18 protein-coding genes are annotated in these 12,637 nt (G+C 55.5%); 12 read left to right on the top strand and 6 right to left on the bottom strand.

The window, feature by feature from the left end:
- Positions 1-93 precede the first annotated feature (93 nt).
- Together BFL40_RS10480 and BFL40_RS10475 are read left to right on the top strand one after the other, a co-directional pair.
- Complete coding sequence (locus BFL40_RS10480) at positions 94-285, top strand: hypothetical protein (protein ID WP_071483913.1); 192 nt, start codon at positions 94-96, stop codon at positions 283-285.
- 69 nt (positions 286-354) lie between these two features.
- Complete coding sequence (locus tag BFL40_RS10475) at positions 355-1,140, top strand: hypothetical protein (RefSeq protein WP_071483912.1); 786 nt, start codon at positions 355-357, stop codon at positions 1,138-1,140.
- Between the two features lie 170 nt (positions 1,141-1,310).
- On the opposite strand, the gene BFL40_RS10470 is transcribed toward BFL40_RS10475, so the two are convergent.
- A complete protein-coding gene (locus BFL40_RS10470; protein WP_017479588.1) occupies positions 1,311-1,694 on the bottom strand; it encodes a DUF6713 family protein in 384 nt (127 codons plus the stop codon).
- Between the two features lie 193 nt (positions 1,695-1,887).
- Between BFL40_RS10470 and BFL40_RS10465 the strand changes: the two genes are divergently transcribed.
- The 7 genes from BFL40_RS10465 (at position 1,888) to BFL40_RS10435 (ending at position 5,392) form a co-directional block, all read left to right on the top strand.
- Positions 1,888-2,310: a hypothetical protein gene (locus tag BFL40_RS10465; protein ID WP_071483911.1), complete on the top strand. Its 423-nt coding sequence runs from the start codon at positions 1,888-1,890 to the stop codon at positions 2,308-2,310.
- On the top strand, positions 2,307-2,498 hold the full coding sequence (locus tag BFL40_RS10460; RefSeq protein ID WP_071483910.1) for a hypothetical protein: 192 nt from the start codon (positions 2,307-2,309) through the stop codon (positions 2,496-2,498). The genes BFL40_RS10465 and BFL40_RS10460 overlap by 4 nt, the downstream gene beginning before the upstream one ends.
- A complete protein-coding gene (locus BFL40_RS32895; protein ID WP_074851756.1) occupies positions 2,495-2,686 on the top strand; it encodes a hypothetical protein in 192 nt (63 codons plus the stop codon). The genes BFL40_RS10460 and BFL40_RS32895 overlap by 4 nt, the downstream gene beginning before the upstream one ends.
- 77 nt (positions 2,687-2,763) lie before the next feature.
- Positions 2,764-3,489: a hypothetical protein gene (locus BFL40_RS10450; protein ID WP_071483908.1), complete on the top strand. Its 726-nt coding sequence runs from the start codon at positions 2,764-2,766 to the stop codon at positions 3,487-3,489.
- Positions 3,486-4,049 carry a siphovirus Gp157 family protein gene (locus BFL40_RS10445; RefSeq protein ID WP_071483907.1) on the top strand — a complete coding sequence of 188 codons (564 nt, stop codon included), beginning with the start codon at positions 3,486-3,488 and terminating at the stop codon, positions 4,047-4,049. Before BFL40_RS10450 ends, BFL40_RS10445 begins: the two co-directional genes overlap by 4 nt.
- A 103-nt stretch (positions 4,050-4,152) precedes the next feature.
- Positions 4,153-4,929, top strand: a complete 777-nt coding sequence (locus tag BFL40_RS10440; RefSeq protein WP_235864767.1) for a hypothetical protein — start codon at positions 4,153-4,155, stop codon at positions 4,927-4,929.
- Between the two features lie 112 nt (positions 4,930-5,041).
- Positions 5,042-5,392 carry a hypothetical protein gene (locus BFL40_RS10435; protein WP_071483905.1) on the top strand — a complete coding sequence of 117 codons (351 nt, stop codon included), beginning with the start codon at positions 5,042-5,044 and terminating at the stop codon, positions 5,390-5,392.
- Here the strand turns inward: BFL40_RS10435 and BFL40_RS10430 are convergent.
- The gene (locus tag BFL40_RS10430; protein WP_071483904.1) at positions 5,352-5,672 is read right to left on the bottom strand and encodes a hypothetical protein; all 321 of its coding nucleotides are present in this window, start codon (positions 5,670-5,672) and stop codon (positions 5,352-5,354) included. The two genes, BFL40_RS10435 and BFL40_RS10430, sit on opposite strands and share 41 nt — an antisense overlap.
- Positions 5,673-5,781: 109 nt before the next feature.
- Between BFL40_RS10430 and yejK the strand changes: the two genes are divergently transcribed.
- Positions 5,782-6,789 (top strand): nucleoid-associated protein YejK, encoded by a 1,008-nt coding sequence (gene yejK, locus BFL40_RS10425; protein ID WP_071483903.1) that lies wholly within the window; start codon positions 5,782-5,784, stop codon positions 6,787-6,789.
- Between the two features lie 89 nt (positions 6,790-6,878).
- Here the strand turns inward: yejK and BFL40_RS33675 are convergent, their stop codons facing one another.
- From BFL40_RS33675 to BFL40_RS10415, 3 genes are all read right to left on the bottom strand, one after another.
- Positions 6,879-7,937 (bottom strand): hypothetical protein, encoded by a 1,059-nt coding sequence (locus BFL40_RS33675; protein WP_139213542.1) that lies wholly within the window; start codon positions 7,935-7,937, stop codon positions 6,879-6,881.
- A 215-nt stretch (positions 7,938-8,152) separates the two neighbouring features.
- Positions 8,153-8,404, bottom strand: coding sequence for a hypothetical protein (locus BFL40_RS33670; protein WP_139213541.1), 252 nt, complete (start codon positions 8,402-8,404; stop codon positions 8,153-8,155).
- 58 nt (positions 8,405-8,462) lie between these two features.
- Positions 8,463-8,648, bottom strand: a complete 186-nt coding sequence (locus BFL40_RS10415; RefSeq protein WP_071483901.1) for a hypothetical protein — start codon at positions 8,646-8,648, stop codon at positions 8,463-8,465.
- A 390-nt stretch (positions 8,649-9,038) separates the two neighbouring features.
- On the opposite strand from BFL40_RS10415, the gene BFL40_RS10405 reads away from it, so the two are divergent.
- Together BFL40_RS10405 and BFL40_RS10400 are read left to right on the top strand one after the other, a co-directional pair.
- A complete protein-coding gene (locus BFL40_RS10405) occupies positions 9,039-11,084 on the top strand; it encodes a DNA cytosine methyltransferase (protein ID WP_071483899.1) in 2,046 nt (681 codons plus the stop codon).
- Positions 11,085-11,362: 278 nt separating this feature from the next.
- The gene (locus BFL40_RS10400; protein ID WP_071483898.1) at positions 11,363-11,938 is read left to right on the top strand and encodes a phiTE_072 family protein; all 576 of its coding nucleotides are present in this window, start codon (positions 11,363-11,365) and stop codon (positions 11,936-11,938) included.
- Between the two features lie 318 nt (positions 11,939-12,256).
- Here BFL40_RS10400 and BFL40_RS10390 read toward each other — a convergent pair whose 3' ends face one another.
- Complete coding sequence (locus BFL40_RS10390) at positions 12,257-12,463, bottom strand: hypothetical protein (RefSeq protein WP_071483896.1); 207 nt, start codon at positions 12,461-12,463, stop codon at positions 12,257-12,259.
- Positions 12,464-12,637: the final 174 nt, after the last annotated feature.

The raw sequence follows: 12,637 nt of genomic DNA, 5'->3' as shown, positions 1-12,637 counted from the left end.
GTGACCGACGCCAGTAGCGGGTCACGGTGGAAAGCATCACTGAGCAGCCTTCTCGCGAGGGCTGCTTGGGATGACAACCAAGAGGAATTCACCATGGCTATTCGTAACGACAAAGGTCAGTTCGTCAGCACCCAGCAAGCGCTCGCCGCGGACCTTCAAGGCTTCATTGATGACTGGACGCACTGGGCCAAGCAAGCGCTGCGCGGCGGTGACAAGACTGAAGCCGCTCGCTGCATGGCCGAGGTTCGCGACTGCCGCCAGAAGCTGATCGCGTTGACTGCATGACGGACCTTTTCACTTCTGCCACCGCATCGGTGGCAGCGGGAAAACAACCCATCAAGCACGGAGCCTCAAATGAGCGAACAAACCCTTCAAGCGCTGCTTGCCGAGCGCGTCACTGCATACGCCCAGTCAGACCGCCCGCGCGAGCTGATCGACGAGGGTATCGAGAAGCTGTTCAAAGAAGTTGTTAGCGACACCTTCCGCTCCTATGGCGATTTCGGCGGAGCCATCAAGGAGGCTGTCAAGGCTGCGTTGCCGGCCAACGTCTCCGACGTGTTCGACCTTCAGCGTTACAACGCAGTAGTGGCGAATGCGCTTCGTCAGCGGTGGGAAGCGGCTGGCCTGGGCGCAATCATCTTGGAGCAGGCGGACAAGTCGATCACTGAGGTGCTTACCGGCGATGGCCTGATAGCTGGCGAGGTATCGCTGAAGGCCCTGCTCGACGAATTCATCGAGCATCACAAGGACAGCGCAGCAGAAGGCCAATGGGAGCGTCCGGAAATCCGTATTGAGGAAGGAGACGGCAGCTACTCACACAAAACACTTCACATCTACTTCGATCCGGAGCCAGAAGGCAGTTACCGGAGCAGCCACTACTCGTCATCCTCACGCAGCAACTACAGCCTGAAACATGCTCTGCACGTGAGCATCAAAGGCGAACGTGAAACCGGCGATCGCTGGAAACCAACCATCGCCTTTGGCGAGGTCTACAGCGCAAAGCTGGATGACAAAAAGCTAGCCATTAACATGCAGGTTTATTCGAAGTGGGAGCGCATGTTGGCAGCCCTGTACTTCGGCAACGCAATGCTTTTGATCGATTGCGATACGGATGACCTGAGCTACGGAATTTACGACTGAACAACCAGCGCCAAACGTGAGCCTCACGTTAACTGCCCGATCCTCTCTATGAGAGCGCATCGGACTGCTCTCCACCTTTCACGGCAGGCTTGAGACTGTTCAAGAACCTCCACCGGAAGCCTGAGAGCAGTCCGATGCGTACGAAGGCGCGGCCTAGCCGCTTAAACGCATCAGATCGCAGGAGAGTCAGCAAGCCTAGCATCGTGATTTCGGGTATTGACCAGCAACCATATCGAGCTGATCAAACAAAGAATTATGACGGCAATAGAAGCGGGCAAATGAAACTGATGCGCGCCAGCCAGAGCGAGTCCGGCATGGATAACGAATGTCAGCGTACCTAAACCAGCGCAGATCTTGGCAAAGAACGACGCGCGACTCGTGCCCAGTAAAACATGCCGATACCCAATCATTAACACGGGTATGACTAAGGCATTGAAGAGCAGAAAGCCTTGAACACCACCGGGCAAGAAAAACAACTCCCACTCGCGCCAAAAGGCAGCATCTATCTGATGAAGGACCAGTAAAAGCATCGTCAAAAAGTAGCTTCTTTCCATTTAAGCAGCCCCATAGGGAAAGTAATGATCATCCATGTATGCAGCGCTTGGATGATATTAGCTGCCAAGACAAAACGCTAATGCCCCTGTGCGCCTCTACCCGTCAGCACTCCTCCCCGCGCCCATCGGCAACCAGCGGGAGGCATGAGTGTTTACGAATATAGGTGAACAACCCGCCACTTTGGAGGCGACCATGTCAGCACTACGCAAGGCTCAGTTTGAGCACGACGAACAACTGCCGCCCCCGGTGAGCGAAACCTCTCAGCAATTGGCCCGCACTGAATGGCTGTACAACGCCGCCGAAGAGCTGGCCAGAGGTGGCAGCGTGGTGTTCAAGCGCCACCTGCACCCACAGCAAGGCGTCACGGCCTACCAGTTCGCACTGGCTGTCGATGAGTACGCCAACAACCTACTTGCCGACTGCGGCGTCGACGCTCCAGCCCTGGGCTACTTGCTGATCGCTGGGATGGCGGGCTCAAGGGTGAAATCGGAAGCTCTGGAGCTACTCGGTCGGAGCGACCATCCACTGGGAAAGCTCGGCGAGATTGCCGAACGCCTCCTTCAACCTTTGGCTGATGACGCTCTGATCGCCCAGGCCGAGGACAACGAACTGTGAGCCCCTACGTTGAGATCGATAAAGCGCTGTTTGCGCTTGAAGATCCAGATAAGCCCGCCCTCGAAGAGATCTTGGCTGAGGGTTTGATCGTGCGCCACTTCACCTCAGGCGCCATCAACGCAGAAGAATTTCATTGGTATAGCGCACGCCTCCTGGATGTCAGCCGGCGGCGTAAGGAGAAGGCATGACTACCGCACCGGTTAAATCACTGATCGACGAGCAGCTCGAAGATATCAGCGCTCATAACCTTCGCGAGGCCTACAGCCTGGCCGAACGCCGCGGCTTCTTCGGTGCGCCAGTTGAGCAGTACGCAGAACCTGGTTACGGCGGTCGAGTGCTTCAGGTACTTCGCTATCGGGTTCAGCAGCAGCGCTGACCTTACGCCCGCCCCCTTCAATTCCACCATCCACTCAGTCACTTTGAACGCTGCGATCATCGCGGCAAGGACTTCTCATGTCGACGAACATGCAGATTTGGGAAAAGGTCTGCACGACCGATACCCGCTATACAAAACCTGCCGAGGTTGGCGGTCAGAAGATCACCAGTCTGAACGGTACCGCGATGATCATGAAGGCGACCGAAGTGTTCGGCCCTGTAGGGATCGGGTTCGGTTGGTCAGTTATTGAGGAGCGCTTCGACGAAGGCGCTGAAATGGTCAGCGGTGAAGGAGACAAGCGCCTGGTATTGGGTCGCGAACTGAACCACACCATCAAGATCCGCTTCTGGTTTGAGTTGGATGGCAAACGCGGCGAGATAGAGCAGTACGGCTGCACGCGCTACCTCTACAAGTCGAAGTTCGGCACGACTACCGATGGCGAGGCGCCAAAGAAGTCGCTCACCGATGCCATCAAGAAATCACTATCAATGCTCGGCTTCAGTGCCGACGTGTTCCTTGGGATGTTTGACGACGCCGAGTACGTCAACCAGCTGAAGGATGAAGAACTGATCGAGCAAGCTGAAGATCAAGAAGCCGAGAAAGCTCGCCAACAGCAGGAACGCCTGGACTACATCAAATCAGTCATCGACACGATGGCCAGTGCCCAGTCTCCTCAGGAACTGAAAAAGATCCATGACGTGGCGGTGCGCAAACTAACCCTACGCAAAGACACCAAGGGTGCCGAGCGCGTCTCGCTGGAATGGAAGCGAATCACCGACGCCGATAAGGAGGCTGCAGCATGACCCAGCTCTACACCCTCACCGGCAAGCTCGCCGAACTACAAGCGATGGCCGACACCGATGACGAAGGCCTGAAAGAAGCTTTGCAGCACGCCATGGAAGAGATTCAAGGTGAGTTCAGCGACAAAGCGGAAAGCGTTGTCATGTTGAGTCTGAACATCCAGGGAGATATCGACGCAATCGAAAAAGAGGTTGATCGGCTGAACGAGCTCAAGCGCATCCGGAAGAATACCGTCGGCAAGCTCGACGAGTACCTGCGCAATAACATGGAGGCCGCCGATATCAAGACGATCAGGCGCCCCTTGTTCACGATCACTTTGGCTCTGGCACCTGAAAAGGTCATCGTCGATAAAGAGGACGATATCCCGGATGACTTCATCGACACCAAAACAGTGTTCTCTCCCGACAAGCGTGCTATCGCGACCAAGCTCAAGGAAATCCGAGATCACAACGCAGCCGTAAGAAAGAGTATGGCGGCCGGTGAGGATGCGGAGCACGATCTTTTACCCGAACCAGCCTGGGCTCACCTGGAGCGCGGCGACAGCACCATACGAATCAAGTGAAGCACTATGGTTCTGTAGGAAAAGTGGCGATATGACGGCGGTCATTCGCTTCGGGCCATTTCGGCCCGCACTCAAACACGCACTCCACTTAAGGATGAGTAACATGAACGATGATTTGAAGCAGTCAGGCTCCACCACTACCTCTCAGACCACCACCTCGCTAGAACAGGTTAAAACCGGAAGGGTCTTGGATTTCACTTGGGCGCCTAACGCCAACACTACGACCACCATCGTCTCGGCGGACTTTGTCGACTACCAGGTCGATACTTCCCAGGGCAGCCCTACGGGTGACAGCCACTCCATTGCACGATTTACCTATGCCCAAGGCAAAGGCGGCGGCCAGATCAGTCAACTGTTTCTCGAAGAGATGCGTGCCGGTGTACGTGCCAACACCCAGATCGGGCTGATGGTAGGACGCAAATGGGTTTTGGACCCCGACGGAGAAGTCTCCGGCAGCGTCGGTACCTATGTGGTCGAGCAATTCGATGACATGCGCGCCAGTGTCAATTATGTCGGTTCCTTCGCCCGTGTCTTCGCCGACCCCAGGATGGTCAGCTACCACGCCGGTGGGCATGTGCACCCCAATGTATCTATCACTGGTAGCAGGTCACTGACCATGGCGGATTCAGGTAAGTCGATCCTGGTCATTAGCGACACAGACGTCACGCTTACGATCGGTGACGATGTGACTGAAGGGTTCAAGGTCACTCTGATCCAAGCAGCCGCAGGCAAGGTCAACATCGCAGTATCGAGCAGCCATACGATCTACAGCAACGCTGGTGGGCGCACACGCACGCTCAACCCATTAGATGAGCTGGAAGTCAGTACCTTCCCATTCGGCCCAGTGTTGCTGGCCTTCCGGGTAAGGCCTACAGCCTAACGATCTGTCGCGCGCTGGCTGAGGCTGCTCTCATTGCCAGCGCCACATTAACATCCGAGTCACCTGCTGACCTGGCTCGCACTGCCTGCCAGCGGAATAGAAGAGGTAGGCCATGGCAAAGACTGTTCAGGAAAGATCGGCCAAAGCCGCGCAAAAACGCCAGGCCGTAGCCGAGAAGGAGTTGCGGCACAAAGTAAGGCCTGGCATCGAGCAGGCCATGGAACGTATTCGGCTGCGCGGCCAGGTGCCGATCATCAGCGAGGTCATGCAGATCGCCATCATGAAGATGGACTTAATGACCGACGAAGAGCTCGCGGCCTTCTTGAGCTATCCGCGCCACGAAATCCTGATTGACGAAAACGTGGCGCTGGAATTCAGAAATCAAAGCTTGGCCGAGATTAGGCGCGACCCAGGTGACGAAGTTATAGCTCCAGATCAGCTTCAATCGGGGCTCCATGGTTGATGGTGCCAAACCATTCAAACTGACCGATCGTTTTTAAAGCTGCACGCTTGATGCCTTCAGCGACCTCGTCGAATTCTTCAACTGAGGGGCACAACTCGAATGTGCAGCAGCAGCTGTTGGAATCATAGAACAGACTAATAACCCGATTCTTTAATCCGGTTTTTTCAATAGCAGCGCAGAAACTAAGCATCTCCGCTAACTCGCTTGCTTTGCCATGCCTTGTATCGATGGCAATTCCGAATGCTTTCATCGAGTCGACGGACACTTCACCTGCATACATTTTTTAGCTCCTTGATCCGGCTCCATGCCGGGCCGCCCATCAATACCCCAACCCAAACCAATTTGCCACCACCGGACACGGAGGGCGGCGCTTACCCGAGGTAAACGAAATGCCTGTACGCCATAGCGTCATCCACAAGATCGACAAGAAGCCCGACGGCAGTCCGGCCGTGCTGTTTCTGGGCGCATCCGAGCAGGTAGATAGCCAAGCCCGCGACGACCTGATGGGCCAGCTCAACGAAAGCTACAACGCCACCGCAGGCAAGGGCTGGGGCTTCTTCCACCAAGAGTCAGGCGCTTACCCATTCAGCGGCTGGCTAGGCAAGTACATGGCCGGCGCTACCGACTTCCTGTCGTTCAGCACCACCGCCGTCGAACACCTGACCCAGATGATGGAAGAATCAAACCTCACCACTGGCGGGCACGCCCTCTTCTGCCACTACCAGCAAGGTATGACCGAATACCTTGCCATCGCCCTTGTGCAGGAAACAGAAGCGGTGACCATGACCGAAGAGCTGGCCCTGATGACGGTGAAGCGCCTGGATCTGGACCATATCCGTCTGGCCGCACGCATCAACATCAGTGAATGGCAGACCAACAAGCAGTCGAAACAGTACATTTCGTACCTCAAGGGCAAGCAGGGCCGGAAGCTCAACGATTATTTCCGTGACTTCATCGGCTGCCAGGAAGGAATCGACGCGCCGGGCGAAACCCGCACGCTGCTGAAGGCGTTCAGTGACTTCGTAGAAAGCGAGGACATGGTCGAAGATGCGGCCCGCGAGAAGACCCACACGCTGGTCAGCTACTCGATGGCCCAGGCCAAGTTGGGCGAGACGATTACCCTCGACGAACTGTCGGGCCTGATCGATGAAGACCGTCCGAAGAACTTCTACGACTTCATCAAGGCGAAGGACTACGGCCTTTCCGAGACCCTGCCACCGGACAAGAAGACCCTCAACAAATTCCGGCGCTTCACTGGTCGGGCCGAAGGCATGTCGATCAGCTTCGAAGCGCACCTTTTGGGCGACAAGATCGAGTTCGACGAAGCTGGCGGCACTCTGATGTTACGCAGGCTGCCAACTCAGCTTACCGAGCAGCTCAAGCGCGCCGCCGCATAACCCACCCTACTCGCTGCATCCGATATCACGGAGGGCGGCGCCTGACTGGAGATAAGTTAGGGTGTATCCACCCTAACTTATAAAGAAGATTACATTAGTAATTGTTGCCCATTAGGAACGGGTGGCCAATAAGATAAAAACTCAACAAGCTTACTACGATTAAAACCATAGAGATCAAACACCTCGTCCCTCATGTAACGCAGAGCACTATCAACCTTAAGAAAAAGTAGTCCATCCTCTCTTTTGTAAAGAGCTGTATCAGCTTGCAAGGGAGCGCCGACAATGTAATCGCCAACAGCTGGAATTTCGATCACACCCACAAAGTCTTTAAAAAGATTATTGTAGACGTCCATATTCGGGACGTGCCGCAAATAATGATCGACAACAAGATATACAGCACCATTAGATGCGTCTCTTATGCGACTTCCATTGGCAGGTGTAGGTTTTTCCTTATCCCCGATGGTTCCGCAGATCGTTACCTGAGCATGATTATAACTCACAGCAAGGTAAAAAGGACCGTCGGCTGATTTGCACGCTACATTGAGTACAGCTATCCCATCAGCCCCTGTCAGTACTATTGCGTTACCCGGATCGGTTTCTACACCTGTGGGATTTGGAAATCGCGTTTCAAAGTACACTTTTTCTCCAGCGATCGGACTCCCACTAGCATCCTTAAGAAGAATAATTATAGGATCTAATTTAGCCTCATTTTTACCATCGAATGTTTGTCTTCGAGGTTTTGTTTGATGATCGCCGGAAACAATGACAAGCTTCACATTTTCTTTCGGCTGCGGGTATCCAACAGTAAGATTAAACGTTACAGGCGGTGTATCATCAATATATACATTAACAACAAACGACCCCTCCCCATACATTGCGCGGACACTGTAACCATTTATATGATTTAAAACTGCAAATCCGCCCTCATTAGTCTTTGTTGCCAAAAAAAAGCTATCACCACCATTGATTTGCGGAGTAATATCACCCTGATAGGTTTTAAACCCTACGTTAATATCAGCTGCTGGCACACCATCGTCTTGCGTAACCTGCACAGTTAAAGGCGCAAAATAAGCCATTGGATTCATAGGATCTGAGTAAACGGTTAGTGGAACTAATTGATTATCGCCTGAAACAATTGTTAACTTCATTTTCTGGCCTCTGCAAAAAAAATCGGACTTCAATCTCAAACATATACTTTTTATCGTTATATTTCTGAGCCGAATATTGAAGCTCCACTGACAAAACCGCCTCTCCGATCCGGCCTTGTGCCGGTAACTCGTAATACCCCAACCCAAACCAGATAGCCGCCAGCCGTCACGATGGTCTATAGCGCATCGGTATGATCACGTTGGCTGGAAAAGCATCATGGCTTTTTGCGTCCGATGTCCGCAGCTTTCTGGGCTGGAGTTCTATCCTCGCCCTTGTTGTACTTATGATTATGGCCGCCATTTTTCTTTTGAGGGCCATAAGGAACTGCACCATCGACTAAATCATGTTGCTGCGATCTGTTAGACGAAGAAATGATCGAGGTCACAATCTCGATCGCCGCCTCGAATGCTTCCAAAGTTGCACCACGCACTTCTGGATCCTTGAGCAAATCGATAGTCCTTTTCAACGAAATCCCCCTTCAGCCGTCCCGACCATAGTGCCGAGGCGAACACAGATACCCCATATCAACGAATCACGCCAGCAGGCTCGGCGGCTGATAGGCCAGCCAGGTCGCGCCACCGCGCCAGATCAGCGATCAGCTTGAGCCCCAGGCGCACCTCAGCCTCAAGCCTTTCCTCGGGAAGGCTCAGCAGCCGTACAACCTCATCGCCTATCAGGCGTATCGCTTCCACATCGGTTTTCGCACTCATCGCAGTCACCGTCAGGTTTTTGCTGAGTGCAAATCAATATCCCAAAAATCTAAATCATGCCAGCCGGAGATCCCTGTGCCTGCATGGAGATGCCCCATGGGCACCTCAGATCTCTACAGCCTCAAGCTGATAGCCATCCAAAGCCCTCATGAACCGAAAGTAATAGAAGCTTTCCTCTGCGTCAGACTTTGTCTTAAAGGCTTCCGCCTGCGCGGTACTCGCACAGCGATATCGAATGCCGTCGCGGTCGATAGCCTCACCATAAAACCTATCGCCTTTGGGACTAGTAAGCATAACTACCCAGGCCATATCAGTTCCCTCATCGGGCCGAATGTCCGAATACACCAATACCCCCTTTAAACGAATCACGCCAGCCGGCGAGGATCCCCTATGTCCGCACAACAGAAGAAACACCCCTTCGATTTCAAAACCCAATACGGACTCGGCTTCAACCCTCAGGACGATGAGATCGTTGTCGACTTCTTCTGTGGTGGCGGCGGCGCCGGCACCGGGCTGGAAATTGGCCTGGGCCGCACCGTGAACGTGGCGAAGAACCACAGCCCGCAAGCCATCAGCATGCACACCGTGAATCACCCAGGCGCCAAGCACTTCACCACCGACGTGTTCGATGGTGACCCGGACACCGAATGCGGCGGCAAGGCCGTGGGCTGGTTCCACATGTCGCCTGACTGCACGCACCACAGCCAGGCTGCCGGCGGCCAGCCGCGCAAGCGCGAGATCCGCAACCTGTCGTGGATCGGCCTCAAGTGGGGAGGCAAGAAGCGCCCCCGGGTGATCAGCCTGGAAAACGTGAAGCAGATCCTGCAGTGGGGCCGACTGATCGCCAAGCGTGACAAAGCTACCGGGCGCGTTGTGAAACTCTGCGGTGATATCGCCGCACCTGGTGAGGTTGTGCCGGTGGGCCAGCAGTTCCTGATTCCCGACCCGAAGCAACGCGGCCGCACCTGGCGCCGTTTCGTGGCCCTGCTGGAAGGAATGGGCTATGTCGTTGAGTGGAAAGTAATTAGGGCCTGCGACTTCGGCGCGCCAACCAGCCGGGAACGCCTGTTCATGATCGCCCGGCGCGACGGGCAGCCGATCGTGTGGCCGGAGCCAACCCACGCCAAGAACCCCACCAAGGGCCAGCAGAAATGGAAAACAGCCGCTGACTGCATCGACTTCAGCGACTTGGGCAAAAGCATCTTCGGACGCAAGAAGGACCTGGCCCCGGCCACCCTACGCCGCGTTGCCAAAGGCATGAAGAAGTTCGTCATCGATAGCGCGGCGCCGTTCATTGTGCCGATTGCCAACTGGTCGGGAGAGGCAGTGCAGTCGGCCGGCGAGCCACTGCGCACCATCACCTCCTATCCAAAGGGGGGCGCCTTCTCGGTGGTCAGTCCGGTCATCGCACCGGCAACCCACCAAGGCAGCGACCGAATCAACGACCCGCTCGACCCGTTGCCGACAGTGACCTGCGCGAACCGCGGTGAGCTGACACTGATCAGCCCGTTGATGGTTGGGGCCGGTGGCCCTGAGTACTCAGGCAAGCCGGTGAGCGTCGACCAGCCAACCGGTACGCTTATGACCCAGAACCACCGAGCGATCGCAGCGGCTCACCTGGTGAAGTTCCGCTTCAATGACGCTGGTAAAGCATTGGACGAACCACTGCCGACCATTACCAGCGGCGGAAACTATCAGCGCCCGGCAGGGGCTGCTCACGCCATGGGCATATCCACGGTGTTCATGGCCCAGATGAATGGCGGCTTCAACACCACCGTCGCCAAGGATATCAAAGACCCCATGACTACGGTCACCAACACCGGCAGCCAACAGCAACTGGTGGCGGCTAACCTGGTGCATATGCGCGGGAACTGCGATGCACGGGACGTAAATGACCCACTGCACACCATCAGCGCCGGCGGCCAGCACCACGGGTTGGCTACCGCATTCATGGAGCGAGCATTCGGCGCCAGCGTCGGCCAGGGCCTGGAAGAACCGGCGCCTACCATCACAGCCGGTGGCGGCGGCAAGAGTTCGCTGGTGTCGCTCACTCTCTCGCCTGAGCACGAAGCCGGTGCCCTTCGCGTCGCCGCCTTCCTGATCAGTTACTACGGCACCGAGAACATCAGCGCTTGCGACGCACCAGCGCCGACCATCACCACCAAGGACCGACTCGCCATGGTAACCGTGATGGTGAAAGGAACCCCCTATGTAATCGTCGATATCTGTCTGCGGATGCTGAAGCCGACCGAACTATACAAGGCCCAGGGCTTCCCCGCCGACTACATCATCAGCCACGGCGCCGACGGCAAGCCGTTCACCAAGACTCAGCAAGTGCACATGTGCGGGAACAGCGTCAGCCCGCCACCGATGGCAGCGCTGGCACGGGCCAACGACCCATGGCGAGTGGCTGAGCGCCAGGCGGAAGCAGCCTAACAACCGCATAACGATTGCCAAGGCAGCGACAAAAGCCAGCCCAGTAGCTGCTGAAGGACATCAAGTAACAGATTTCCGATGATTTGAAGGATGAGGTCTACGAGTAGTCGGTTCATGTGAGCGCCTTTTAATTTGGACGCTGCCTATGATCCTCTCGGTTCTGAGCCCGCTGTATACCGGAAACTTGTCGCAAGCCTTCCTACAAGTCGCAACTTTCTCTCACGCCCCCCCCATTGACAGCACTTCAACCCCCGGGCAAGGCCCGGCAAGGACTCCCCATGCCTACAGAAAACAAAGTCGCCGCGCCCCTGCTGGTGGAGCGCTCGACAGTAACGAAGCTGGTGATCACCGGCGCGCCGAGCCTAGACCCGATTACCGTCTTCCTTGAGGACTTGGCCCCATGCAAGGGCAAGATCACCGTCAGCTGCTGGGGCAAGAGCTGGACGGCCTACTGGGGTGGCATGTGGGACGGCCTGAACATCGGGCAGTTCTTTTGCGAGCTTAACACCGGCTACATCATCGGCTACTTCGACCCGGCTATGAACCCGCGCCGATTCAGTGGCGAGGCCCTTGCATGTGAAGCGCAGCGTCTGGTCCTGAAAGAGCGCCGCCAGGTTTGTTACGGCGCGGACGAGGCCCGCGAGCGGTTCGATGAGGCAGAGGATCTGCGCGACTCACCATCGATTGAACATCTCCACGGCGCACACAGCGAGCTGATGACGAAACTGTTCGGTGATGAGTGGTGGCACCTGACCAATGACGCTACCGAGCCAAACCCCGATTACGCCTACCTAGAGCGGATCATTCACGCGGTACAGCAGGCGCTGGGCCAGGAGCAGCAGGTAGCTGCATGACACTTGGTAACGAGTGAAGCTGTGGGGTGAATCAGAAGAGATGACCGGCAAGCCAAGGCATTGAGTTAGTAGCCCAGAGGAAGGGAGTTGTTTAACTCGCTGCTAAATGCGACGACCTACCGATCACTGCCCACATCAAAAGGGCGCGCTCCAACGACGTTAGGGAGCGCCTGCCGGCCATGCACGTCAACCACCAGTACCTGAAATGCATGCGCGACATGTCATTTCTAGCACAGCTCTTGAGCTCGTCTAGGACCGTTTTCAAATAAATCCACTCCCCCGTCCCAGTCAACCGCTATAGCTCCTCGTGGAATGAAGTCAGCGTTGATCGTTTGGAGGTAAATCCGAGGAATTAAGGAAAGAATTCCAAGCTTCGAAAGCGGCGTGATGCTTTTTGGTCGCCTCCTCCCAATCGGGCCCAGAAACCTGCTTGGAAACAACCATCATCATCATTTTGTTAGTGGCGGCATCAAGCTCAACCAGTAACTCGTGGGATCTAAATCTGAAATCGTCTAAGTCGGCCATAAAATCACCTTACGACAGGTCTAGCCGGAGATTCCGGGTTGTGCCCATTTCACTAATGACACGCCCCAAAAGGCGAAGGTTCATCGAGCAACTGGGTTTCTTTTCAGGCCGCTTTGAACACGCGCTGTAGGTAACTCTCTACCCTTCCCATCCCCCCTTCAAAGTCAGCCGCTA

Source organism: Pseudomonas costantinii (assembly GCF_001870435.1).
GTDB lineage: Bacteria > Pseudomonadota > Gammaproteobacteria > Pseudomonadales > Pseudomonadaceae > Aquipseudomonas > Aquipseudomonas costantinii.
This window is presented reverse-complemented; position numbering and strand designations above follow the sequence as displayed.